We start from the raw sequence: 23,962 nt of genomic DNA, 5'->3' as shown, positions 1-23,962 counted from the left end.
GAAGAATGATTCAGGGGCGGGCCCGGCTCTGCTTTAGCAGATGTTATGGGGCACGCCCGCAGGGGAGTATGCCGCAGCGAGTAAGCGGGATGAAACAGTCTGTTACGACTGTTTCATGTTTTAAACGTGTTACACGAAACACAGGGTTAAAGGTTCGGCCACAAAAGCGGGTTTTTCCTGACCTTCGATCTCCAGCGTGGCGATTGCCTTGAGCAGCCATTGGCCGGGTTTTTTCTCGCTCACTTCAGTCAACTGGACCTTGAGACGCACGCGAGAGTTGACCAGCACAGGCTGAACGAAGCGCACGCTGTCCATCCCGTAGTTGACCGCCATCTTCAAGCCTTCGGGCAGCACCATGATGCCCTCCATCAGCTTGGGGATCAGTGACAACGACAGGAAACCATGCGCAATAGTCGCGCCGAACGGAGTCTGCGCCGCTTTGACCGGGTCGACATGAATGAACTGAAAATCCCCTGTGGCTTCGGCGAACAGGTTGATGCGCTCCTGGTCGATGGTCAGCCAGTCTGAACATTCTGCGTCCTTGCCAATGTAATGCTTGAGCTCTGTGACGGGTACAGAAGGCATGCCGCTCTCCTTGTCTGATGTGGTTTTGTGTCGAGGTGCCACCGCCCGCATCAGCTAAGGCCTGCGGGCGAATCACAAGATCAGCAGAGTGTTGCCGGTTGGTCAAGCAACTGCCTCAATACGAATACCCGCTCATGACCTGCGACGCGGCGTGTTTATAATGACGCCGATAATTCGCTGGATTCGTTTATTTGCCGGGGTCCTCATGTTGTTACGGGGTTTGACATGGCTGGTGCTGTTCCAATTGCTGGGAACCGCGCTGAACCATCTGTTTCTATCGATATTGCCGGGGCCGATCATCGGTCTTGTGCTGTTGATGGCCTATCTGGTGCTGCGCGGTGAAGTGAGCGAGCCGATCAGCATGGCCGCCAGCAGTCTGCTGCGTTATCTGCCGCTGCTGCTGGTACCGCCTGCCGTTGGCGTGATGGTGTATGCGTCGGCCATCGCCAAGGACTTCTGGGCGATCTTCGGCACGCTGACCCTGTCCCTGATGATTTCCGTGACCTTTGTCGGCTGGCTGATGCAGGCACTCATCAGGCGCCAGGCCCGACGCCAGGAGGGGTCATGAATATGGACTGGCACGGTGCATGGCTATCGGTGATTCACCATCCGCTTTTTGGCATCGCGATCACCCTGGGTGCCTATCAACTGGCGATGGCTGTGTACGAGCGAACCCGTTGGCTGTTTCTGCAGCCGGTGCTGGTCTCGATGGTGGTGGTAATCAGTGTTGTGCTGTTCTGCGATCTTGAATACACCGAGTACCGCAAGAGCACTGAAATTCTCAGCACGCTGCTGGGGCCTGCGACCGTGGCGCTGGCGGTGCCGCTTTACCTGAATATGCGCCGAATCCGACAGCTGTTCTGGCCTGTCTTGACTACGCTGGTAGTCGGCGGGGTTTTTGCCACCGGGTTGTGTGTCGGGTTCGGGGTGCTGTTCGGTGCCGACCATATGATTCTGATGACCATGGCACCCAAGTCGGTCACCTCGCCCATCGCCATGCTGGTTGCCGAGCAGATCGGCGGCGTCGCAGCCCTGGCGGCGGTTTTTGTGTTGATTACTGGCGTATTCGGTGCCATTTTCGGCCCCGGTCTGCTGTCGCTGGCCGGGGTTGATAACCCTGCGGCTCGCGGCATGGCACTGGGTCTTACCGCTCATGCGGTTGGGACTTCCGTGGCATTGCAGGAGGGAGAGGAATCGGGGGCTTTTGCTGCGTTGGCAATGAGTCTGATGGGCGTTGCGACGGCACTGTTCCTGCCGCTGGCAATGTCGCTGGCCATTTAAAGGAGGCTTTTCCATGACGTTGCCATTGTTTCCGTTGAACGCTGTGCTGTTTCCAGGTTGCGTGCTTGATCTGCAGTTGTTTGAAGCGCGCTATCTGGACATGATCGGCCGCTGCATGAAGCAGGGTGAAGGGTTTGGTGTGGTGTGCATCACCGAAGGAAGTGAGGTGGGCACCGTACCGGGCGGCTACTCGCCGATTGGCTGCGAAGCACTGGTCACGGATTTCCAGCAGCAGGACAACGGCTTGCTGGGCATCCGTGTCGTCGGCGGGCGGCGCTTCCGGGTGGTCGCCGCTGAAGTTCAGCGCGATCAACTGCTGGTGGCCGAGGTTGAATGGCTGCAAGAGCCCGTGGAGCGTCCGTTGCAGGAAGAAGACGCCGACCTCGTTGCACTGCTGGAAGCGCTGGCCGAGCACCCGATGGTGGCGTCCTTGAACATGGGCGTGTCGGCCGGTGGGCAGTATTCATTGTCCAACCAGCTTGCCTATCTGCTGCCGTTCACCGAAAAGGACAAGGTGGAGCTTCTGGAAATCGACGACCCCGAAGAACGCCTCGACGCGATTCAGGAGCTACTCGATGAAATGCAGGGCGATCTGCAGGCCTGAGCCTCGATCGCGCTGCTCATTGCGCAACACGTCAGGCGAGGTTAGTGCGGCGGATATTGCTCCAGAATTTTTGCCACCGTGGTGCGGATGGCCTGCTCCCGTTCAGCCGGGTTGCCAGCGTTGTCGTTAAGGATGCGCTCGGTGCTGCCGCGCCAGACCAGTTTGCCGTCCTTACCGTCGAACATATCAATCTGCAAGGTGCCGACCTTGTAGTCCACGCTGCGGGTTTCGGTGTTCATCGGCCCGTTCCAGTAGCCGTAGCCACCCCAAGGGTTCCAGCCGCCGCCATAGTTGGTGCTGACCGTTTGCTGGCGGTTTTCGACAATCAGCCAGGCCTGTACTTTCAAATCCGACCGGGCACCGGCAGCGGCCATACGCAGGCCGCGCTGGTCCAGTTGCTCGCTGATCGATTGGCGAATGCGTTGCTCGGTCAGGTCACTTTTGAGCCGTGGGTCATCATCCGGCTGATACTGAACGGCAGGTTCTTTCCAGCTCCAGTTGCGATAGCCGCCGAAATCACGCTGGGCATCGAAATCACGATTGATCGAATTGCTCTGACAGGCAGCCAGCAGCAAGGCACAGGACAGCAGGACGATACGGCGAAACATGGCAGTGCTCCGAATGGGTTACGAAGGAGGGTAGGCCGTCAGCGCCTGTTGCACGGCCTGACGTAATGCGCTGCTGCGGTCTGCCAGGTTATTGCTGGCGCGTGCATCTGCGCTGGCGCTCCATACCGGTTGACCGGTGCGTGCGTCGATCAGATTGATCTGCACCACCATCACGTTTTCCTTATAAGTGCGCACCACCGGCACGCTGGCGTATCCGCCGTAACCGGGCCGGTAGCCATCGTAGCGGCCATAGCCCATGCCGCCTCCGTAATACGGGTCGTAATCTTCGCGCACCTGACGCAACCGGGTTTCCTGCCGGGTCGTGGCGCTGACGTAGAGGTCCGCAGCTTGATTACCGCGAGCCGGCCGCAAGCCGCGTTGGTCCAGACCATTGCTGACCGCTTCGACCACCTGCGCAGAATCCACCCACGCCGTACCGGGCGGCAACTGGCCGTTGAGCCAGCCCCACGACCGATACCGGCCATAGTCGCGCGGCGGCGCAGGGTAGGCGCTCATGTCCAGGGTCTTTGCCGCCTGCGCAGGAGCAGGCGGCATGGGCAGAGAACTGGCCACATACGGATTATCGCTCTGGCACGCGCTAATCCCGAGCAGGCCAGTCCCCAGAAGCACGGCAAACAAGGCAGAACGGTGTTTCATGGTGGTCTCCGCAGTGATGTCAGACCGGACGGCACATCCAGTGCAGGTAACGGCCCAGCCCGGCAAAGGCTGGATGACGCCGATGCGCCAGCTCCATTTCCAGCAGGTCGGTCAGCTCGGCCCGAGCCTGGAATTCAACCGGCATGTAATCGTGAAACACCCGTACGCCGCTACGGGTTTCGACTTGCCACAGGCCTTCAAGTTGCGTCGCCAGTTCCCGAGGGTCGAGCGGTTGTTGTGGCGTCAGGCTCTGCTTTTCCCCGGCCATGTCATTTTTGCGCAGCTTGCGGAAATGACCTTTCAGCAGGTTGCGATAGATCAGCGCATCACGGTTGTAAAAAGCCAGTGACAGCCAGCCATCGTCGCGGGTCAGGCGGCGCAGTACCGGAAGGATGGCGTGCGGCTCGGCCAGCCATTCCAGCACGGCGTGGCACAGCACCAGATCGTAAGTGTCGCTCAGTAAACCGGGCAGCGCCTGCCAAGGAGCCTGAATGAAGGTCGCCGTCTGTCCGGCCTCGACAAAGCGCTGACGTGCGCCTTCGAGCATGGGTTCGGCGGGCTCGGCCAGGGTCACTTCATGTCCTTGTTCGGCCAGCCAAAGTGACATGTGGCCCAGCCCCGCGCCGATATCCAGCACGCGAAGCGGTCGTGCGGGCAGCGTCTCGGTCAAATCGGCCTGCAGCACCGCCAGACGAATGGCTCCCTTGGCACCGCCGTAGATCTTTTCTGCAAAGCGGGTCGCCAGCTGGTCGAAATGCCGATCACTCACTTGGCAAATCTCCGCTCGCTGTCTGCCAGCTTGTTGCGCACCACGGTTTCCATGTCCAGCCCCAGCTCGCTGCACAGCAACAACAGATATAGAACGATATCGCCGACTTCCTGACCGGCATGTTCCAGTTGGTCGGCAGGCAGCTCGCGGGACTGGTCTTCACGCAGCCACTGGAATATCTCCACCAGCTCGGCCATTTCCACGCTGGCAGCCATGGCCAGATTTTTCGGGCTGTGAAATTGCTTCCAGTCATTCTGGTCGCGGATGCGGTGCAGGCGTTGGGTCAACTCGTCGATGTTCATCGTGCTCTCCTGAAGGTGCATAGCTTCAGGGGGAACGGGTCGCCAGGCAAGTGGGCGTTGCGGTTTGTTCAGCCATTGAAGGGAGCGGTGCTCCCGTCAGAGGGTTTTATCAGGGATGCATCACTCGGTTGCAGGCTGCCAGCTACCGATCATATGCACGATGCCCTCCTGGCCTTCGACACGGAACTGACCATGAGAGCAAGCGGCGCTGGCCGAGAGTGTGACGTCGGCGGGCAGGCGTACCGGCTTCTGGAACTGCACGCTGATCTCTACATTCGAGGCTGGCAAGTGCTCGCCAAGGGCCGCGAGCGTACGTGCCTTGAGCCACATGCCGTGGGCGATGGCACGCGGGAAGCCGAACAGCTTGGCGCTGGGTGCGCTGAGGTGAATCGGGTTGTAGTCGCCCGACACCTTGGCGTACTCGCGCCCGATTTGTGCCGACGCACGCCAGTTGTCCAGCTCGATCAGGGGCAGCGGCGCAAGCTCGGGATGCTCTACAGGCGCGTCTTCCAGATGCACAGCGGTGCACAGCATGGTGCTTTCTTCTTCCCAAAGCAGGCCCATGCCGTCCTCGGCCTGAGTCACCAGGGTGAAGGTGGCGCCTTTGGCGTGCGGGCGCAGGTCGGTGGCCTGAACGCTGATATACAGCTGGCTTACGCCGCCGAGCGGGCGATGAGTGCGAATGCGATTGGCAAGGTGAATAAGCCCCAGCAACGGAAACGGGAATTCCTGAGAGGTCATCAGCTGCATTTGTAACGGAAAGGCCAGCACATGCGGATACGTCGGCGGCAGCAGGCTGCTTTCTTCGAACCCACAGACCTTGCGGTAGGCATCAAGCTTGTCGGTATCGACCGCGATCCAGCTTCGCAATCCCAGATCGGGTAACTGCGACCCTGTGACCTTGCGCCTGAGCGCTGCCTGGATGAACAGGTTGGACAGGGGCTGCAGAGAATTGAGGTAGCGCCAGTGAGCCGTCATCATCCATCTCCTTGAATTCGATGCTGGGGCTTATGCCCCGATCACGTTTTGACCACATACACGTAGAACCTGACCGCTCACCGCGCCGCTGCCCGGCTGGCTAAACCACGCCACAGCTTCAGCAACATCCTGTGGCGAACCGCCCTGACCGAGCGAACTCATGCGCCGTCCTGCCTCACGCAGGGTGAACGGCATGTGCGCGGTCATTTTCGTTTCGATGAAACCTGGCGCGACGGCATTGATGCTGATGCCGCGCGACTTGAGCCCGGGAGCCATCGCCTTGGCAAAACCGATCAGACCGGCCTTACTGGTGGTGTAGTTGGTTTGCCCGCGATTACCGGCGATACCGCTGATCGAGGCCATGAGCACGATTCGGGCGTTGTCCTTCAAGGCTCCCGCGTCGAGCAGCACTTGAGTCAGCACTTGCGGCGCATTGAGGTTGACCGCCAGTACCGAGTCCCAGAAATCTTCCGGCATGTTGACCAGCGTCTTGTCGCGCGTGATGCCGGCGTTGTGCACCAGTATGTCGACGCCATCGGGCAGGTGTTCGAGCAACTGTGCCGGAGCATCCGCCGAGCAGATATCCAGCGCCAGAGCCTGACCGCCAAGCCGCGAGGCCAGTGCCTCCAGCTCGTTTTTGGTCTGCGGTACATCCAGCAGAATGACCTGCGCACCATCACGTGTCAGGGTTTCGGCTATAGACGCACCAATGCCGCGTGCAGCGCCCGTTACCACTGCCTTGCGTCCGGCCAGCGGGCGAGTCCAGTCCTGCACTTTGCCCGGACAGGCACTCAGGTGGACAAACTGACCGGAGATGAACGCAGCCTTGGGCGTCAGGAAGAAGCGCAAGGCGCCCTCCAGTTGATCCTGCGCGTCGTCATCCACTTGCAGCAGCTTGACCGTTGCGCCGTTGCGCACTTCCTTGGCCAGCGAGCGGCTGAAACCTACGATGGCCTGTTGAGTGCTGGCCGCCAGCGGATCAGCGAGTGTTTCGGGGGATTTGCCGAGGATGACCACATGTGCGCAGTGGTCAAGATTGCGCAGCAGCGGCTGAAAGAAGTCCCGCAACTGCCTGAGCTGCTCGGTGCGCAGGATCTGGCTGGCGTCGAACACCACCGCTTTCAGGCGAGGCCCCTGGTTGGACACCCAGGTGGTGGCGCCAGGCATGTCACTGCCGAAACTGTAAAGCGAGTCGGTCAGACGACTGGCGAACTGACGGACCTGATCACCCAGCGGCCCGGCACTGATCAGCAGTGTGCCTTCTACAGGACGAAGCCGGCCGGCCTGCCAGCGCTCCAGGTGCGTGGGGGCGGGCAGACCGACGGCATTCACCAAGCGCCGACCCATGTCGGAATTGGCGAAATCAATATAGCGATCTGACGGCATGGAACACTCTCCTGAAGTCGGGGTTCAAAGGAATGGACCACGGTGGCATGACGTTTGTTCTTGCGATCGACACGGCTCATCCATTCGCTTGAAGAAAGGGAGTTTTCCATGACGCATCCTCGTCGGGTCGCCATAGTTGGCGGTAACCGCATTCCGTTCGCCCGCTCCAATGGCCCTTACGCCACTGCCAGCAATCAGGACATGCTCACTGCTGCTCTGGAGGGGCTGATCGAGCGCTTCAATCTGCACGGGTTGCGCATGGGCGAGGTAGTGACAGGCGCGGTGCTCAAACACTCCAGAGACTTCAACCTGACCCGCGAATGCGTGCTCGGCTCGCGGCTCTCGGCACAGACCCCGGCGTATGACATTCAGCAAGCCTGCGGCACGGGGCTGGAAGCCGCGTTGCTGGTGGCCAACAAAATCGCGCTGGGGCAGATCGAGTGCGGCATTGCCGGGGGCGTGGACACCACGTCGGATGCGCCGATAGGTGTCAATGAAGGGCTGCGCAAGATTCTGTTACAGGTTAACCGCAGCAAAACGCCGGGCGACAAGATCAAGGCCTTGATGCAGTTGCGTCCACACCACCTCAAACCGGAGCTGCCCCGTAACGGCGAGCCACGTACGCGGTTGTCCATGGGCCAGCATTGCGAGCTGATGGCGCAGAACTGGGGCATAGAGCGCGGGGCGCAGGATCAACTGGCGCTCGAGAGCCATCTGAAAATGGCCGCAGCCTACGCCGAGGGCTGGCAGGATGACTTGATGACGCCGTACCTTGGGCTGATCCGTGACAACAACCTGCGCCCGGACCTGACCCTCGAAAAGCTGGCTGGCCTCAAGCCCGCATTCGAGCGAAGTGCCAAGGGCACGCTGTCGGCCGGCAACTCGACGCCGCTGACCGACGGCGCGTCGGTGGTGTTGCTGGCCAGTGAAGAGTGGGCGCGCGAGCGCGGCCTGTCGGTGCTGGCCTATTGGCGGGATGGTGAGGCCGCGGCGGTGGATTTCGTCAACGGCGCAGAAGGGCTGCTGATGGCCCCGGCCTACGCCGTTCCGCGCCTGCTGGCGCGCAATGGCCTGACCCTTCAGGATTTTGATTACTACGAAATCCACGAAGCCTTTGCCGCGCAGGTGCTGTGCACCCTCAAAGCCTGGGAGGACGCTGATTACTGCCAGACCCGTCTGGGACTGGGCGCGCCATTGGGTGCTATTGACCGCAGCAAACTGAACGTCAAGGGCAGCTCGCTGGCAGCCGGCCATCCGTTTGCCGCAACCGGAGGCCGCATCGTCGCCAACCTGGCCAAACTGCTCGATGCAGCAGGCAACGGGCGTGGATTGATTTCGATCTGCGCAGCTGGCGGGCAGGGTGTTACGGCGATTCTGGAGCGTTAGGCAAATGGCTGGGGTCATGGGCATAATCCACAGCTGAAAAGGGCGGTACGTCTGAAGAGATATGACGCGGAGCGTCATGAACGGCATGCCGACGCGGAGCATTGGCACGATAAGGTTCTTCTGGACACCTCTCGTTCCTCACGCTCCAGCGTGGGAATGCATTTCGTGACGCTCCGCGTCACACCCGTGCACGGGATGAACAGTCAGCATTATTGGCCTGTAACGTTGAGGTAAGGCATGGGGTTCATCATTGGGGTATCGGTGCTTCTGATTCTGGTCGGCACGGTGTTCTATCTGTTTGACAAAGGCGCGCGGACCCGCTGGCTGAGGCCCTATATCGGCCTGGCGCTGATTGGGTTGCTGATCGGCGGGATGGGCTTGCTGGTGGGGCTGGTTTCCGATGAAATCGAAAGTTATTTCCTGCTGGTTGCCAAATGGGTGATCGCTGTGACCGGTATCATGTTTTGCCTGCGGCTGATCATACTGATCGCCAGGCGCTTCATCGTCAGAAATTGAGCGTGCAACCCGCCCATGTGTGACAGGACAACGTGGAAAATCACTTCAAGTTTCTGACCTTGCCCAAGACATCGGGCGAGGTCGCCAACGTCTTCATTCACGGCTATTCGTCAGGGCATGATCTGGACGACCGGCGCATGCTGGCCAACAGTATTCCCGGTGCCTTGCGCCAAAGCGTGAATATTCTGGCGTTCTGGCCATCCAGCCATTTTACCCAGATGGACAACCGTTCCCGTGGCCTGTTGATGGCCGCCGCCCGAGTGCATCCGCTGGCGGGCGCAGCCGCGCTGGCAGGAGACCGCGTCGTTCATTTTGCGCGTATCCGCAACCGGGCTCGCGATATGGGCAAAGTGTTGCTGGCACAACTGGACCGTTACCTGTTCGAACATCATCCGGACGTAAAACAGGTCAACCTGATTGGCCACTCACTGGGCGGACGACTACTGGTCAGCACGCTCAAGAACCTGCAACAGACGCCCGAACACGGGCTGGTGGTGGGCGATGTGTTGCTGATGGCTGCTGCGGTGCGCATTGACGCGGCCGAGGCCGAAGTGTTGAAGCAGAAAATCAGCGGGCGATTGATCAACGCTTACTCCAGCGAAGACCACGTGCTGTTGCTGAATCTGGGCGAGAAGAGCCTGGGACGCACGCCGGTCGAGCATTTCGAGAATGTGCGGATGCAGGGTTATCGCCATCACCATTACTGGAGACGCTTGCAGGAAGTGCTGATTGCAACTCGCTTCAGCGGCTGTGAAGGACTGGAAACCGGCGTTGCCGTTTTACCGACAGTCAGCCGCGACCCGGTGTTGCAGGACATCTGGCTGCACAGCGTTCTGGCCCGCTCGCCAGACTACGTGCTGGAGGCGGCCATCAAGCATTTGTGCAGCAGTCGATGGACGCGCCTCAAGGCCACCGAAGCGGATCGCACCTACGCATTTGTGCGCGAGTTCCAGCTGGTCGCCGGACACTTTCTGATCAATGCCGCCCGGCGTCGAGGCGTGCCCTACACGCGAGTGCTGGGCATGCTGGCGCGGCAATACGGTCTGAGCGATTCGCTGCACAACTGTGCGACGGTGGTTGAAGTGGAGGAGCTGCTGCTGCGGACGTTTTTCCGGCAGGCCTTCAGCAACGATCACCCGCTGGTACAAATGCCTCGCGCCAGTGTCAGCGTGATGAGCTGGGAAGTGTATGCGGCACATATCGACGCACTGGCCGAGCGTTTGACCGTTGCTGCATTCTTCAAGCCCGCGCAGGCCGAGAAAGCTCCCGGCACGATCAAAGGGTTGCTGGGTGCAATTCGCCAGGCGCCGGTGCAGCGCCTGCTGACGCACTTCGGCACGGCGCTCAGGCCGGGTTATTCAGCGTTGATCCCGACAGTGGCAATCGTCTTTTACGCGCGCGTCACGCTGGGCGATGACGCGCTGATGTAACAGTGGTCAGGCGGCCTGGGCTTCTTCCAGCGCGGCCTGCGAAAGCTGCTGGCGATGACGACTGGCGTAGCTCTCGGCGATGATCGAACAGACGATCAACTGCATCGGGTGGTAGATCATGATCGGCAACAGGATCAGGCCCAGCCCTGGATTACTGCCGAAGATCAGCGCTGCCATCGGCGCCCCTGCTGCAAGCGATTTCTTGGTGGCGCAGAACACCGCCGCGACCTTATCGGCATGATCGAACTTGAGCGCCCGTGCGGTGCGCGTGGTCATCAACAGGATCACCGCCAGCAGCAGCGCGGTGCCGATGAATGCGGTCAGGATCACGCTGTTGCCCTGGCTCTGCCACATGCCGGAAATCATCGAGTTGCAGAACGCCGCGTAAACCAGCAGGAGGATCACCAGCTTGTCGATCAGGTTGGTGTACTTCTTGTGACGGGCGAAAAACTTGCCCAGCAACGGCCGCATTAGCTGGCCAAGCACCAGTGGCAGCAGGAGCATGGCGCACAGGTCGAGCAGTGTATCGCCCAGATCGATCCCGCCAGCGCCGGTGCCGACCACCAGGCTGACCAGCCACGGGGTGATGAAAATCCCGATGACGCTGGACATGCTGGCGTTGAGAATCGCTGCCGGGACATTGCCGCCTGCGCTGCCGGTCAGCGCCACCGAAGACGAAATGGTCGAGGGCAGGGCGCACAGGTAGAGAAAACCCAGCATCAGCAGCGCTGGCACATACGAGCCCAGCAGCTTTTGGCACGCCAGCCAGATCAGCGGGAACACCACGAAGGTGAAGACCTGGATCATCACGTGCAGGCGCCAGTTGGTCAGGCCTTTCTTGATCTGCTCGCTGGACAGGTTTACCCCATGCAGAAAGAACACCACGAACACGCCGACCTTGATGACGTATTCAGCGTGCATGCTGCCGCCGGTAGCGCCGAAACGCGGGAAGAAGTAGGCGAGCACCGTCGCCAGAACCATGCCCCAGAGGAACCAGTCGGTAGCGACGCGTTTGAAGTGTTTGAGTGATTGCATGACGGACCCGGACAACTTTTGTAAACAAGGATGTGCGCAGGCTACTCTGTTGCATAACAGCCGTCTTGCGACATAAGGCCATAAGATGCCGACTAACGGACAGATCGATCAGCGACATCCCACTGGCGAGCGGCAGATACCGGCACTGTCCGGTCTGCCGCGCCCGTTATATGCCCGCGCTGAAAGCCTCAGTGCCGGTTCGTGGACGCCGCCCCATCGTCACGACTGGGTGCAGTTTTCCTATGCGATCAGCGGGGTATTGGGTGTGCATACCGCCGAGGGCAGTTTTTTTGCACCGCCACAGTGGGGCGTCTGGGTGCCGGCCGGGCTTGAACACGAGGTCGTGACCTCCATGCGTGCCGAAATGCGCAGCCTGTACATTCGCACGGCTGATTCGGGCTGGGCACCACAGCGTTGCCGGGTGCTGGAAGTCACGCCGCTGGCCCGCGAACTGATCAAGAGCTTCTGCCTGTTACCCGTGGACTATCCCGAGCAGGACAGCCATGAGGCGCGGCTGGTGCAGGTATTGCTGGACCAGTTGGCGCACTTGCCGGAAGTCGGTTTTTCGCTGCCGTTGCCGCGTCACCCGCGTTTGCTGGGGCTATGCAACGAGTTGATCGAAGAACCCGGCCAGTTGATTACCCTGCACGACTGGGCGGCACGTCTTGGCACATCCGAGAAAACCCTGATGCGCCTGTTTCAGCGGGAAACCGGATTGAGCTTTCGCGGCTGGCGGCAGCGGGCACGGTTACTGTCCTCACTTTCTGCACTGGAAGAGGGCGCCAGTGTGACGCATACCGCGCTGGCCTGTGGGTATGACTCGACGTCGGCTTTCATCGCTGCGTTCAAGGGCTTGTTCGGGTATACGCCCGGTGATTTGTTCAAGTAACGCCAGGTTGTATTGCGTACTAACGAGTATATCTAGCGTAGATTTTTCGGGCTTTACACGTTTTGTCCCCGAATATCTTTTATCGCCTGTACGGCACGAAAGGTGCTTTAAACCGGGGGATTGCGTGGTTTTTGCTTAAAAAACCTTTCAATCCACTGGCCCCTACCCCTACTCGCTGGCGGAGGATTGCCGTATAACGGCAACAATCGCGTATCTGGCAACAAAGGACCCACAATAAAAGCTGATGAAAACTCCTAAACGCATTGAACCCCTGATCGAAGACGGTCTGGTCGACGAGGTGCTGCGCCCGCTCATGAGTGGTAAAGAGGCAGCTGTTTATGTGGTGCGCTGTGGCAATGAGCTGCGGTGTGCCAAGGTTTACAAGGAGGCTAACAAACGCAGTTTCCGTCAGGCGGCCGAGTATCAGGAAGGCCGCAAGGTACGCAACAGTCGCCAGGCCCGGGCCATGGCCAAGGGCTCGAAGTTCGGGCGCAAGGAAACCGAAGACGCCTGGCAGAACGCCGAAGTGGCTGCACTGTTTCGTCTGGCCAGCGCGGGTGTTCGGGTGCCCAAGCCGTACGACTTCCTGGAAGGCGTACTGCTCATGGAACTGGTGGCCGACGAGTATGGCGACGCTGCGCCGCGTCTGAACGATGTGGTGCTGGAGCCGGATCAGGCACGCGAGTATCACGCGTTCCTGATCGAGCAGATCGTGCTTATGCTGTGTTCCGGTCTGGTGCACGGTGACCTTTCCGAGTTCAACGTGCTGCTGGCACCGTCCGGCCCGGTCATCATCGACTTGCCGCAAGCAGTCGACGCCGCGGGCAACAACCACGCGTTCAGCATGCTGGAGCGTGACGTTGGCAACATGGCGCTGTACTTCGGCCGCTTCGCGCCGGAGCTCAGAAAGACCAAATACGCCAAGGAAATGTGGTCGTACTACGAGGCTGGCACTTTGTCGCCCGCCACGGTGTTGACTGGTGAGTTCGACGAGCCGGAGGACGAAGCCGATGTGGGCGGCGTACTGCGCGAAATCGAAGCCGCCCGTCTCGACGAGGCTCGCCGTCAGGCAGCTCGTGCGGCAGACGATGCGCCACCGAGCAAATCCACCGAAGAACCACCGCCGCCGTGGATGCAGTAAAAACTGACTGACTCTCGTGCAATGCTCTGCGTCGCCGTGTGACGCAGAGCGTCACGAACTGCATTCCGACGCTGGAGCGTGCGGAACGATGATCTCAACTATCGTGCGACGCTCTGCGTCGCATGCAGTTCTGGACGCTCTGCGTCCGCTCTTGAGCGGCAGGCATCCCAATCAACAACACCCTCCTGACGCCAGGTCCTTGAGGATCGGGCAGTCCGGGCGGTCGTCGCCGTGGCAGTGTTCTACCAGTTCCTGAAGCGTATCGCGCAGGCTGGCCAGTTCGTCGATCTTCTGATTCAGCTGCACGATATGCTGGCGGGCCAGCGCCTTGACGTCGGCGCTGGCGCGTTGGCGGTCTTGCCAGAGGGTCAGCAGTTTGCCGACTTCCTCCAGCGAGAACCCCAGGTCTCTCGAGCGTTTGATGAACGCCAGCGTGTGTAAATCGTCGGCGCTGTACAGGCGATAGCCACTGTCGCTGCGATGTGCCGCTTGCAGCAGACCGATGGACTCGTAGTAGCGGATCATCTTCGCGCTCAAACCACTGCTTTTCGCCGCCTGACCGATGTTCATGGCGTGTCCTCCAGATCATGTGGTTTCCAGGTTTTCAGCAGCAGCGCATTGCTCACCACGCTGACACTGGACAGCGCCATGGCCGCGCCAGCCAGTACCGGGTTGAGGTAGCCCAGCGCCGCGAGGGGAATACCGATCAGGTTGTAGACGAATGCCCAGAACAGGTTTTGGCGGATCTTTGCGTAGGTCCGTCGGCTGATGTCCAGCGCCGCTGGAACCAGTCGCGGGTCGCCGCGCATCAGGGTGATGCCTGCTGCATGCATCGCGACGTCCGTTCCGCCGCCCATCGCAATACCCACATCCGCAGCCGCCAGCGCCGGTGCATCGTTGATGCCGTCACCGACCATGGCAACCACATGATGGTTTTTCAGCTGGGTGACGGTGGCCGCCTTGTCGGCAGGCAGCACTTCGGCATGTACATCGTGTATCCCCAAGGCCTTGGCGACTACTTGAGCGCTGCCACGGTTATCGCCGGTCAGCAGATGGCTGGTAATGCCGCGTGCGTTCAGCGCCCTGATCGCCTGATCCGTTCCGGGCTTGAGTGTGTCACCAAAGGCAAACATGCCGATGACCTTCGGCTCCGGGGCCTGCTCGATCAGCCAGGACAGCGTTCGCCCTTCGGCTTCCCAGATACGCGCAGATTCGGCCAGTTCGCCGATGGGCAGGCCGCTTTCATCCAGTAGGCGTCGATTGCCCAGCGCCAGCTCCCGGCCCTGAACGGTGCCCGCTATGCCCCGGCCGCTGAGGGCATGGCTGTTTTCGGCTGCATCGAGCTTGAGTTGCCATTCATGACACACATCGAGCACCGCCCTGGCCAACGGGTGTTCACTGCCGCGTTGCAGTGCGCCCGCCAGTTGCAACAGGTGTTCTTCATTGCCCGACACCGCACTCATGTTGGTGATGCGCGGCGTGCCTGCGGTCAGCGTGCCGGTCTTGTCGAATACCACGGCATCCACAGCGTGGGCGCGCTCCAGTGCCTCTGCATCCTTGATCAGAATGCCGTAGCGCGCCGCCACGCCGGTTCCGGCCATGATCGCTGTAGGTGTCGCAAGGCCCAGAGAGCAGGGGCAGGCAATCACCAATACAGCGACCGCATTGATCAGCGCCACCTCAAGCGATGCTCCAGCCAGCAGCCAGCCTGCCAGGGTGAAAAAGGCAATCCCCAGTACAGTGGGTACAAACACCTGGCTGACTTTATCCACCAGTTTCTGGATCGGGGCCTTGGCCGCCTGAGCGTCTTCGACCAGCCGAATGATGCGCGCCAGCACTGTTTCTGCGCCCAGCGCAGTGGTTCTCACCAGCAACTGGCCCTCGCCGTTGATGGCACCCCCCGTGATCTTGTCACCCGCCTGCTTGGCCACCGGCAGGCTTTCACCGGTAATCAGCGCTTCGTCGGCATGGCTGCTGCCTTCGACCACTTCGCCGTCCACAGGAAACCGTTCGCCAGGTTTGACCAGCACTTGATCGCCAAGCTGCAGTGAGCTGATCGCGACGTCCTGTTCGAGGCCGTCGACCACGCGCAGGGCGCGTTCCGGGCGTAGTGCCTCGAGGGCACGAATGGCGCTGGCCGTCTGACGCTTGGCGCGGCTTTCCAGGTATTTGCCCAACAGCACCAGCGCGATAACTACCGCCGATGCTTCGAAATACAGATGCGGCGTTGAGCCGGGTGCAGCACTCAGCCATTGATAGACGCTCAAGCCGTAGCCCGCGCTGGTGCCGATGGCGACCAGCAGGTCCATATTGCCTGCGCCCGCGCGTACGGCCTTCCAGGCAGCCAGATAAAAACGCGCGCCCAGAACGAATTGCACCGGTGTCGCCAGTGCGAATTGCGCCCAGGCAGGCAGCATCCAGTGAACGCCCAGTGGCGTCAGTAACATTGGCGCGATCAACGGCAGTGCCAGCGCGATGGCCAACAGCAGGGCCCATCGTTCGTTGTGCAGGTGGCGTGCTTTCTGGTCAGCTTCGGCGTGGCGATCCTCAACCAGCGTCGCGCTGTAACCGGCACGGCTGATAGCATCGATCAGTGTTTGCGGATCGGTCTGTGCTGCGGTGTCTACATGGGCGCGCTCATTGGCGAGGTTGACCGTCACGCTGTTGACCCCCGGCACTTTGGCCAGAGCACGCTCGACCCGACCCGCACAACTGGCGCAGGTCATGCCGCTGATCGGCAGGTCGAAGGTGGTGGTTTGTTGCATGTGAATCACTCCCTGAGGCTGGATACCTGCAAGGATCAACCTTGCCACATGGGCAAGGTCAAGCGCGAATCAATAGTTGAGGTCGGCTTTCTTGAGGTACATGCCGTTCAGGTCCGCGGCGATACGGTATTTGAGGATATCGCCCGAGCGGAGCTGGATCTTGGTGCTGCGCGGCGCTTCCATTCCCGGTTCGCAGCCCACCACGGTGCCCCGCAGGGTGCTCAGTCTTATCGACACTTCACCGGGAGGCAGGTTGAAAGACACCGAGTCCTCCTGAAAAAGCCTTCCAGCCAGACGGTCCTGCACATAGATGCCGATCTCACAGGAGGTCGCGACTTCCAGGCGCTCTCGGGAAATGATCAGGATGCCGTAATCCTGATCGGCCTGAGTGGCGGGTGCGATAGCCAAGAAACCGAGAATGCTGAAGAGGCTCACTGCTGACCAGCGCATCGCTGATACTCCTGATGTAAACGTTGATGAGTCAGCTTGGCTCACGATCAGCACGAATACCAGCCCGGCAGCGATAACAGAAACTTGACCTTGCCATCATGACAAGGTTGAAGATGCTCGCTATCCATCAATGAGGGAGTGACACCATGCAGTTATTCAATGTTCAAGGCATGACCTGCGGGCACTGTGTTCGCGCGGTGACTCAAGCGATCAAGAACGATGACCCAGGCGCTGATGTTCAGGTTGAACTGGCCAGCAAGCAGGTGAAGGTGCAAAGCAGTCTGTCACCCGAGCAGATCGTCAGGTTGATCAGCGAAGAGGGTTATCAGGCGCAGCCGGCATGACGCGGGTCAGGGAGACCGGAGCGGTCTCCCTGTCTGTAAACTTTGAAAAGTTTTGAATTAATTACCCTGTCCTTCGTTCTCTGCAAGGTAAGCCGGTTAGACTAACCCGTTGCCCTGCACCCGTTAATGGACACCCGATGAATCTACGCACAATCCTTATCCTTGGCTCATTGAGTGCCTTCGGCCCTCTGGCCATCGACTTTTATCTTCCTGGCTTTCCGGCCATGGCCTCGTATTTCGGGACCGACGAAAAACATATTCAGTTGACCCTCGCGGCTTACTTTCTCGGGCTTTCCCTGGGACAACTGGCCTATGGTCCGGTGGCTGACCGGTTCGGCCGGCGCATTCCGCTGCTGTTCGGCGTTACCTTGTTCATGCTCGCCTCGATAGCCTGCGCCTTTGCGCCGAGCCTTGAATGGCTGATTGGTGCGCGCTTCGTTCAGGCGTTGGGCGGCTGTGCCGGGATGGTGTTGTCGCGGGCAATCGTCAGTGACAAGTGCAATGCCGTCGAGTCGGCCAAGGTCTTTTCACAACTGATGCTGGTCATGGGCCTGGCTCCGATTCTGGCACCCATGCTTGGCGGAGTACTGGTCAGCACCTTTGGCTGGCAATCGATCTTTGTCAGCCTGGCGCTTTTCAGTGGTGCCTGCCTGGCGGCGGTTGCACTGGGGCTGCCGGAAAGCATGCCCGCCAGCACGCCTCGTCAGCCGTTGAGTGGCGCATTTCGCCAGTACGTCAACCTGCTGCAGGACCGCGTCTTCATCGGCCATGCATTGACGGGCGGCATTGCCATGGCTGGAATGTTCGCTTACGTCGCCGGGTCGCCGTTCGTGTTCATCAAGCTGTACGGCGTACCAGCCGAGCATTATGGCTGGCTGTTCGGGATGAACGCGGCGGGTTTCATTCTGGTCGCGCAGATCAATGCGCGTCTGCTGCGCAAGACGGGGCCGGCATTTTTGCTGTCACGAACGGTCTGGATCTATCTGACCGCGGCGCTGGTGTTGCTGGCGATCAGCTTGCTGCGCACCGAAGCGCTTTGGCCGCTGCTGGTGCCATTGTTCATTTGCGTGGCAAGCCTTGGGTGCATCATCCCCAATGCTTCAGCCTGCGCGATGAGCGGCCAGTGGGCGCGTGCGGGCAGTGCCTCGGCGCTGCTGGGTTGTCTGCAATTCAGTGTTGCCGCCATCGCCGCCAGCCTGGTGGGCTTGTTGCATGACGGCACGGCCACACCCATGGCGTTGGTTATCAGCCTGTGCGGTGTGCTGACGGTCGGCCTTTCGGTACTGACACGCCGTGCGCAAGGCACGCGGGATGCACAGGCGAAGCCTGTCTGATTCGGCGCAACGGTTGTGTCAGTCACGCGATGCGCTGACACAACCATATCGCGTTCAGAACCCTTCCAGTACGACCTTGCCCTTGGCCTTGCCACTTTCCAGCAGGGCATGAGCGCGGCGCAGATTCTCTGCGTTGATGCTGCCGAAGTGCTCACCAAAGGTGGTTTTCAGCGTTCCCGCGTCGATCAGCTCGGCCACCCGGTTGAGCAGGTTGTGCTGTTCGATCATGTCCTCGGTTTCGAACATCGACCGCGTGTACATGAACTCCCAGTGCAGCGACAGGCTCTTGCGCTTGAGCTTCGACACATCCAGTGACTTGGGATCGTCGATCAGCGCCAGCTTGCCCTGTGGCTTGAGCGCCTCGACCAACTGGTCCAGATGCTGTTCGGTCTGGGTCAGGCTGGCCACATGGGTCACCTGGTTCAGGCCGACGCGCTTCAGTTCTTCGCTCAACGGCTTGCTGTGGTTCAGCACTTCGTGTGCGCCCAGTTCGCGGACCCAGCTTTCGGTCTCGGGCCGGGAAGCGGTGCCGATGACCTTCAGGGTGGTCAGCTGACGTGCCAACTGGGTAAGGATCGAACCTACACCGCCCGCTGCACCGACGATCAGCAGGCTGTGCGAGCCTTCGCCTTTTTGCTGAGCGATCTGCAGGCGCTCGAACAACAGCTCCCAGGCAGTGATCGCCGTCAACGGCAACGCGGCCGCATGGGCAAAGCTCAGGGTTTTCGGCATATGCCCGACAATACGCTCGTCGACCACATGCAGTTCGCTGTTGCCACCCGGCCGGGTCAGGGAGCCGGCATAGAACACCTTGTCACCCGGCTTGAACAGCGTGACCTGGCTACCCACCGCTTTCACGACACCTGCCACATCCCAGCCCAGCACCTTGGGAGCGCCGTCCTCGGGCTGGACGTTCTGGCGAATTTTGGTGTCCACCGGGTTGACGGAGATGGCCTTGACCTCTACCAGCAGATCACGAGCGCCAGCCACCGGTTCAGGCAGTTCGATGTCCTGCAATGACAGTGCGTCGCTGATCGGCAGCGAGTGGTAATACGCGATTGCTTTCATGACGGGCCTCTTCTGGAAAAATGATGAAGAGATCATTGGCTATTTCCAGTAAAGATAAAACCCGCTAAAACGGCAGGCTCTTTCAATTTTATTTTGATAATACGAGGCATTGATGTTGCGTTTTGACGACTTGCAGCTGTTCGTTCGTGCAGCGGACCTGGGCAGCCTTTCTGCCGCAGCGCGGGTGATGGACATGTCTGCGGCGGTTGCCAGCGCGGCGCTCAAACGTATTGAACGGCAATTGGGTGCGCGCTTGCTGGCACGTTCGACCCGCAGCCTGCGTCTGACCGCCGAAGGCGAGGGGTTTCTGGAGTATGCCCGCGCTGCACTGGGCAGTCTGGAAGAAGGGCGGCGCCTGCTGGCCAGCAGCCAGGACCGTTGTGAGGGCGTGTTGCAACTCTCGGCACCGTCGGATCTGGGACGTAACGTACTCTTGCCCTGGCTCGACGAATTTCAGCAGCAACATCCGCAACTGACCGTGCGCCTGTTGCTGGGTGATCGTATTGCCGACCTGTTCCGCCAGCCGGTCGATGTGGCGCTGCGTTACGGCGAGCCGGAGGATTCAAGCCTGGTCGCATTGCCGGTGTTGCCTGACAACCGGCGGGTGTTGTGTGCCGCGCCGAGTTACCTGCAGCGTCATGGCGAACCGCAGCAGGTTGAGCAACTGGCGCAGCATAACTGCCTGTTGTTCATGCTCGGTGATCGTGTGCATGACCGCTGGACGCTGAACGACGGCAAGCGCGAAATCAGCCTGACGGTCAGCGGCAACCGGTTCAGTGACGACGCAGATGTAGTGCGCCGCTGGGCAGTAGCGGGCGAAGGTGTGGCGTACAAATCCTGGCTGGACGTTGCCGCAGATGTACGGGCCGGGCACCTGAAAGTACTGATGCCTGATTTGATCGGCGAGCGAGCGCCGCTGAACCTGTTATGCGCCCACCGGGCGCAGCTCAGCAAGCCGGTCATTCTGTTGCTGGAAATGCTCAGGTCACGTTGTAAGCAACAGGCTGTAGGTCCGTCGCCCGTTGGTTTGTTTTAATAGCCACGTCCGGGTAGGAAATAACCTTCGGAAGTGTCGGAAAATATAATATTTGAAAGTGTTTCAACGGTGCAAAGTTTCAACTCTCAGGCGAAGTTAAAACTGACTGTTGTTGAGTGGTTTTGGCGGTTTTGTCATGGGTATTACGCTTGTTTTTTCAATCTCTTTTTGAAGTAATGGTCGGAACCCCTTTGCTAGAGGGGGTTTGCCGTTAAGGCAGGAAGATCTTCCTGCCGATCGGGCGAGAGAGAAACGTGGGTTTTTTCGAGCTGTTGTACAACAACAGTTTGTACGAATCGTTTTTCGCCCACTGGGGCCGAAGGGCATAGAGTTTATACTTGTCATTTCATATAAGAACCACGTTCAACTCTACCGAGGCGTGATTGCTTTCACCCAGTCATCACGATAGATGAATGTTTCAACAGGGAGTGAACACATGGAATACGGACCTTGCATCAGCCAGATCGCAACATTGCTGGCCGACCCCAAGCGCAGCGCAATGATCTGGGCACTGATGGATGGTACTGCTCGTCCTGCCGATGAGTTGGCGATTTTGGCGGGACTCTCGACTTCTTCTGCAGGCGCGCACCTGGCGCGTCTGACCAGCGGCGGTTTGTTGAAACAGGAGGCGCGGGGTCGCAAGCGCTTCTTTCGCCTCGCCGCGCCGGAAGTAGGGGCCGCTGTAGAAGCTCTGGCCTGTGCCTCGCTGGCCAGTGCCGAACAGATCAGCCGCAGGTTTGCTCAGCCCATGCCGCCGTTGCCGCTACGCCGTGCAAGAATCTGCTCCGATCATCTGGGCGGCGAAATGGCCGCCGAGCTTTATCAGCGCCTTCTGGAAGCGGGCTGGATAGAACAGCAAGAGAAGCGTGTCGAGGTCACAAGCAAGGGTGTGGCCAGTTTTGCCGAGCGCGGTATTTACATTCCGGCGCTGGCACAGCGCAAGCGTGAAACGGTATGTGCCTGCCCGAAATGGAATGATCGCAACCCGCACCTTGGCGGCGCGCTGGGGGCGGGGCTACTGCAGTTATTCTTCCAAATGGGCTGGCTGCGCACCACCGAGGAGCCCAGCACCTTGCAGGTCTCCTCCAGTGGGCAGCGGGAAATCAGCAAGATCGCGGCGGCGGCCTGACGGGAACCGCAGGTGTGGCCCACCCCACCACTACCGTGTTTTTGCATGCAGTTCCAGACGCTCCGCGTCCTCTTGCGACGCCGAGCGTCGCGAAAGGCATTCCCACGCGGAGCGTGAGGAACGATGGAGGCGCCTGCCCCACCACTATCGTGCCAATGCTCCGCGTTGGTATGCAGTTCCGGACGCTCTGCGTCCTCTGCGACGCAGAGCATGAGCAGCGATGGATGTAACTCGCTCAATCCCTCTTTAGGGCTTGACCAGTCGTGCATCCAGGCTGTTTTGTGCCAGACGTTTTGCCTGATCTTCAGTCATGCCCAGATGCGTGTACAGGGCATGGAAGTTCTCGGTCACGTAGCCACCGAAGTAGGCCGGGTCGTCCGAGTTGACGGTGACTTTCACGCCGCGCTCGAGCATGTCGAGAATGTTGTGCTGGGCCATGTCGTCGAACACGCAGAGCTTGGTGTTGGAGAGCGGGCAGACGGTCAGCGGGATTTGTTCGTCAATGATGCGCTGCATCAGTCGCTCGTCTTCAATGGCGCGTACACCGTGGTCGATGCGCTCGATCTTCAGCAGGTCCAGTGCTTCCCAGATGTATTCCGGCGGGCCTTCTTCTCCGGCGTGGGCGACGGTCAGGAAGCCCTCGTTGCGGGCGCGATCAAATACGCGCTGGAACTTGCTTGGCGGGTGGCCCATCTCGGAGCTATCGAGGCCCACGGCGACGAACGCATCACGGAACGGCAGCGCCTGATCGAGGGTTTTTTCGGCTTCTTCCTGGGACAGGTGACGCAGGAAGCTCAGGATCAGACCGCTGTCGACGCCCAGCTTCGACTTGCCGTCTTTCAGCGCACCGGTAATCCCGGCCAGCACCACTTCAAACGGGATACCACGGTCGGTGTGGGTTTGCGGATCGAAGAACGGTTCGGTGTGGATAACGTTCTGTTCCTTGCAGCGCAGCAGGTAAGCCCAGGTCAGGTCGTAGAAGTCCTGCTCTGTGCGCAAAACGTCCGCACCGCGGTAATACAGATCAAGGAATTCCTGCAGGTTGTTGAAGGCATAGGCCTTGCGCAGGGTTTCGACGTCATTCCACGGCAGGGCAATTTTGTTGCGCTCTGCCAGGGCGAACAGCAACTCGGGTTCCAGCGAACCTTCGAGGTGCAAGTGCAGTTCTGCCTTGGGCAGGGCGTTCAACCAGTCGTACATATTCTTTTCTCATCAGGTGCAGATCGCGGGCATTCTACAGATGCACGTCGCTGCGCAGGGTAAAACCTGACCGAACGTTCAACTTGCCTCCTGATCGCGGCGGTAAGCATAGGTATCAGCAAAGCGCGACAGCAGAAACTCGGCGCAGGTGGTAACAGGATAGCGCGCTGGCTGGCTTTCGCTCTGGCAACCGGGCAGGCATTCAATACGCGTGTCGGGATGCGGTTCGGCGAAAAACGGCATCGAATAGCGGTCGACGCCAAGCGGGCTGATAACCCGGTGCGGCGTGGACAGATAACGGTCGTTGCTCCAGCGCGCCATCATGTCGCCGAGGTTGACCACGAACGTGCCGTCAATCGGCGGTGCGTCGATCCATTCGCCCCGCACGTCGCGCACCTGCAAGCCGCCCGCCGTGTCCTGATACAACAGGGTGATGCAGCCATAATCGGTATGCGCGCCTGCGCCTTGTTGCTCGGCCGAGGTCGCCGTGTCGCGCGGCGGGTAATGAATCATGCGCAGCACGCTGACCGGGTCCTTGAAGCGCTGATCGAAGAAATCGCGTTCGATGCCCAGCGCCAGGGTCATGGCGCGCAGCAGGGTTTGCGCCAATGCCTGCATGTCCAGGTAATGCTGTTCCATCAGGCTTTCCCAGCCGGAAATGTCCGGGTGCCGATTGGGCCCGCGCAATGGTTTGCCAGCCAGCACGTCGGGATGGCCTGCCTCCAGATGCAGGCCCATGTCGAAGGTTTCCTTCAGGTCGCTCGGCAGGCTGGGGTCCAGTTGCTCTGTAGCGATGGCACCGTAGCCGCGATGATGGGTGCTTTGCGTGATGTCGATGATGAGCTTTTCGGCTGCCGGACGAGCGAAAAAGTCTTTGGCTGCCGATTGCACCTGTTCGATGCGTTGCGCGCTGATCGGGTGGCCCTTGATATAAAAGAAACCCCATTGCCGGCAGGCACTGTCGATCTGCCGGGCGACATCCTGCCAGGCCTCAAGGTCGGTGCCGTAGAGCGGGGCTATGTCGATGACGGGAAGCTGGTCCATTAACGGTCCTGGAAATCATGTGGTG

General features: G+C 60.1%; 26 protein-coding genes. 12 read left to right on the top strand and 14 right to left on the bottom strand.

The window, feature by feature from the left end; translation table 11 throughout:
- Positions 1-129: 129 nt before the first annotated feature.
- Positions 130-585 carry a MaoC family dehydratase gene (locus RYA97_RS13185; protein WP_316892462.1) on the bottom strand — a complete coding sequence of 152 codons (456 nt, stop codon included), beginning with the start codon at positions 583-585 and terminating at the stop codon, positions 130-132.
- A gap of 205 nt (positions 586-790) precedes the next feature.
- On the opposite strand from RYA97_RS13185, the gene RYA97_RS13180 reads away from it, so the two are divergent.
- The 3 genes from RYA97_RS13180 to RYA97_RS13170 are packed head-to-tail and all read left to right on the top strand — an operon-like array spanning position 791 to position 2,470.
- The gene (locus tag RYA97_RS13180) at positions 791-1,153 is read left to right on the top strand and encodes a CidA/LrgA family protein (protein WP_004659394.1); all 363 of its coding nucleotides are present in this window, start codon (positions 791-793) and stop codon (positions 1,151-1,153) included.
- Positions 1,150-1,866: an LrgB family protein gene (locus tag RYA97_RS13175; protein ID WP_002555546.1), complete on the top strand. Its 717-nt coding sequence runs from the start codon at positions 1,150-1,152 to the stop codon at positions 1,864-1,866. Before RYA97_RS13180 ends, RYA97_RS13175 begins: the two co-directional genes overlap by 4 nt.
- Before the next feature lie 13 nt (positions 1,867-1,879).
- Entirely contained in the window at positions 1,880-2,470 is a 591-nt protein-coding gene (locus RYA97_RS13170; protein ID WP_004666370.1) for an LON peptidase substrate-binding domain-containing protein, read from the top strand.
- 41 nt (positions 2,471-2,511) lie between these two features.
- On the opposite strand, the gene RYA97_RS13165 is transcribed toward RYA97_RS13170, so the two are convergent.
- The 6 genes from RYA97_RS13165 to RYA97_RS13140 all read right to left on the bottom strand — a co-directional run bounded on the left by RYA97_RS13165 (position 2,512) and on the right by RYA97_RS13140 (position 7,170).
- Positions 2,512-3,078 (bottom strand): DUF4136 domain-containing protein, encoded by a 567-nt coding sequence (locus tag RYA97_RS13165; protein WP_316892459.1) that lies wholly within the window; start codon positions 3,076-3,078, stop codon positions 2,512-2,514.
- 18 nt (positions 3,079-3,096) lie between these two features.
- Positions 3,097-3,735 carry a DUF4136 domain-containing protein gene (locus RYA97_RS13160; protein ID WP_004659385.1) on the bottom strand — a complete coding sequence of 213 codons (639 nt, stop codon included), beginning with the start codon at positions 3,733-3,735 and terminating at the stop codon, positions 3,097-3,099.
- Positions 3,736-3,754: 19 nt separating this feature from the next.
- The gene (locus tag RYA97_RS13155) at positions 3,755-4,504 is read right to left on the bottom strand and encodes a methyltransferase domain-containing protein (protein WP_316886639.1); all 750 of its coding nucleotides are present in this window, start codon (positions 4,502-4,504) and stop codon (positions 3,755-3,757) included.
- Entirely contained in the window at positions 4,501-4,806 is a 306-nt protein-coding gene (locus tag RYA97_RS13150; RefSeq protein ID WP_004659381.1) for a MazG-like family protein, read from the bottom strand. Before RYA97_RS13150 ends, RYA97_RS13155 begins: the two co-directional genes overlap by 4 nt.
- Positions 4,807-4,926: 120 nt before the next feature.
- Positions 4,927-5,784, bottom strand: coding sequence for a MaoC family dehydratase (locus RYA97_RS13145; protein ID WP_316892466.1), 858 nt, complete (start codon positions 5,782-5,784; stop codon positions 4,927-4,929).
- Positions 5,785-5,814: 30 nt separating this feature from the next.
- Complete coding sequence (locus tag RYA97_RS13140) at positions 5,815-7,170, bottom strand: 3-oxoacyl-ACP reductase (protein ID WP_316892456.1); 1,356 nt, start codon at positions 7,168-7,170, stop codon at positions 5,815-5,817.
- Between the two features lie 108 nt (positions 7,171-7,278).
- Between RYA97_RS13140 and RYA97_RS13135 the strand changes: the two genes are divergently transcribed.
- The 3 genes from RYA97_RS13135 (at position 7,279) to RYA97_RS13125 (ending at position 10,502) form a co-directional block, all read left to right on the top strand.
- Positions 7,279-8,556, top strand: coding sequence for an acetyl-CoA C-acetyltransferase (locus RYA97_RS13135; protein WP_316892455.1), 1,278 nt, complete (start codon positions 7,279-7,281; stop codon positions 8,554-8,556).
- Between the two features lie 237 nt (positions 8,557-8,793).
- Entirely contained in the window at positions 8,794-9,072 is a 279-nt protein-coding gene (locus RYA97_RS13130) for a hypothetical protein (protein ID WP_316892453.1), read from the top strand.
- Between the two features lie 32 nt (positions 9,073-9,104).
- Positions 9,105-10,502: a DUF726 domain-containing protein gene (locus RYA97_RS13125; protein ID WP_316892451.1), complete on the top strand. Its 1,398-nt coding sequence runs from the start codon at positions 9,105-9,107 to the stop codon at positions 10,500-10,502.
- A gap of 6 nt (positions 10,503-10,508) precedes the next feature.
- Here RYA97_RS13125 and RYA97_RS13120 read toward each other — a convergent pair whose 3' ends face one another.
- Positions 10,509-11,537, bottom strand: a complete 1,029-nt coding sequence (locus RYA97_RS13120) for a bile acid:sodium symporter family protein (RefSeq protein WP_057402417.1) — start codon at positions 11,535-11,537, stop codon at positions 10,509-10,511.
- 85 nt (positions 11,538-11,622) lie between these two features.
- Between RYA97_RS13120 and RYA97_RS13115 the strand changes: the two genes are divergently transcribed.
- Together RYA97_RS13115 and RYA97_RS13110 are read left to right on the top strand one after the other, a co-directional pair.
- Positions 11,623-12,426, top strand: coding sequence for an AraC family transcriptional regulator (locus tag RYA97_RS13115; RefSeq protein WP_005752856.1), 804 nt, complete (start codon positions 11,623-11,625; stop codon positions 12,424-12,426).
- A gap of 244 nt (positions 12,427-12,670) precedes the next feature.
- Complete coding sequence (locus tag RYA97_RS13110) at positions 12,671-13,567, top strand: PA4780 family RIO1-like protein kinase (RefSeq protein WP_002555533.1); 897 nt, start codon at positions 12,671-12,673, stop codon at positions 13,565-13,567.
- 171 nt (positions 13,568-13,738) lie between these two features.
- On the opposite strand, the gene cueR is transcribed toward RYA97_RS13110, so the two are convergent.
- The 3 genes from cueR to RYA97_RS13095 all read right to left on the bottom strand — a co-directional run bounded on the left by cueR (position 13,739) and on the right by RYA97_RS13095 (position 16,782).
- A complete protein-coding gene (cueR, locus tag RYA97_RS13105) occupies positions 13,739-14,137 on the bottom strand; it encodes a Cu(I)-responsive transcriptional regulator (protein ID WP_005742930.1) in 399 nt (132 codons plus the stop codon).
- A complete protein-coding gene (locus RYA97_RS13100; RefSeq protein WP_117140142.1) occupies positions 14,134-16,332 on the bottom strand; it encodes a heavy metal translocating P-type ATPase in 2,199 nt (732 codons plus the stop codon). The genes cueR and RYA97_RS13100 overlap by 4 nt, the downstream gene beginning before the upstream one ends.
- A gap of 69 nt (positions 16,333-16,401) precedes the next feature.
- Positions 16,402-16,782, bottom strand: coding sequence for a hypothetical protein (locus RYA97_RS13095; protein WP_002555530.1), 381 nt, complete (start codon positions 16,780-16,782; stop codon positions 16,402-16,404).
- 146 nt (positions 16,783-16,928) lie between these two features.
- On the opposite strand from RYA97_RS13095, the gene RYA97_RS13090 reads away from it, so the two are divergent.
- Both RYA97_RS13090 and RYA97_RS13085 read left to right on the top strand, forming a co-directional pair.
- Positions 16,929-17,126 carry a heavy-metal-associated domain-containing protein gene (locus RYA97_RS13090; protein WP_004659353.1) on the top strand — a complete coding sequence of 66 codons (198 nt, stop codon included), beginning with the start codon at positions 16,929-16,931 and terminating at the stop codon, positions 17,124-17,126.
- 137 nt (positions 17,127-17,263) lie between these two features.
- A complete protein-coding gene (locus RYA97_RS13085) occupies positions 17,264-18,460 on the top strand; it encodes a multidrug effflux MFS transporter (RefSeq protein WP_005742926.1) in 1,197 nt (398 codons plus the stop codon).
- 54 nt (positions 18,461-18,514) lie between these two features.
- Here the strand turns inward: RYA97_RS13085 and RYA97_RS13080 are convergent, their stop codons facing one another.
- Positions 18,515-19,528, bottom strand: a complete 1,014-nt coding sequence (locus tag RYA97_RS13080) for a zinc-binding alcohol dehydrogenase family protein (RefSeq protein WP_005778965.1) — start codon at positions 19,526-19,528, stop codon at positions 18,515-18,517.
- Positions 19,529-19,640: 112 nt separating this feature from the next.
- Between RYA97_RS13080 and RYA97_RS13075 the strand changes: the two genes are divergently transcribed.
- Together RYA97_RS13075 and RYA97_RS13070 are read left to right on the top strand one after the other, a co-directional pair.
- Positions 19,641-20,564, top strand: a complete 924-nt coding sequence (locus RYA97_RS13075) for a LysR family transcriptional regulator (protein ID WP_002555526.1) — start codon at positions 19,641-19,643, stop codon at positions 20,562-20,564.
- 436 nt (positions 20,565-21,000) lie between these two features.
- Entirely contained in the window at positions 21,001-21,693 is a 693-nt protein-coding gene (locus RYA97_RS13070; protein WP_002555525.1) for an ArsR/SmtB family transcription factor, read from the top strand.
- Between the two features lie 246 nt (positions 21,694-21,939).
- Here RYA97_RS13070 and RYA97_RS13065 read toward each other — a convergent pair whose 3' ends face one another.
- Both RYA97_RS13065 and RYA97_RS13060 read right to left on the bottom strand, forming a co-directional pair.
- Complete coding sequence (locus RYA97_RS13065; RefSeq protein ID WP_005742922.1) at positions 21,940-22,893, bottom strand: adenosine deaminase; 954 nt, start codon at positions 22,891-22,893, stop codon at positions 21,940-21,942.
- A gap of 78 nt (positions 22,894-22,971) precedes the next feature.
- Positions 22,972-23,937, bottom strand: a complete 966-nt coding sequence (locus RYA97_RS13060; protein ID WP_057404553.1) for a 2-oxoglutarate and iron-dependent oxygenase domain-containing protein — start codon at positions 23,935-23,937, stop codon at positions 22,972-22,974.
- Between the last annotated feature and the right edge of the window lie 25 nt (positions 23,938-23,962).

It is taken from the genome of Pseudomonas syringae group sp. 26L6 (assembly GCF_032587815.1).
Lineage (GTDB): Bacteria > Pseudomonadota > Gammaproteobacteria > Pseudomonadales > Pseudomonadaceae > Aquipseudomonas > Aquipseudomonas amygdali.
The sequence above is the reverse complement of the archived record's forward strand: the minus strand, read 5'-3'. Positions and strand labels throughout refer to the sequence as shown.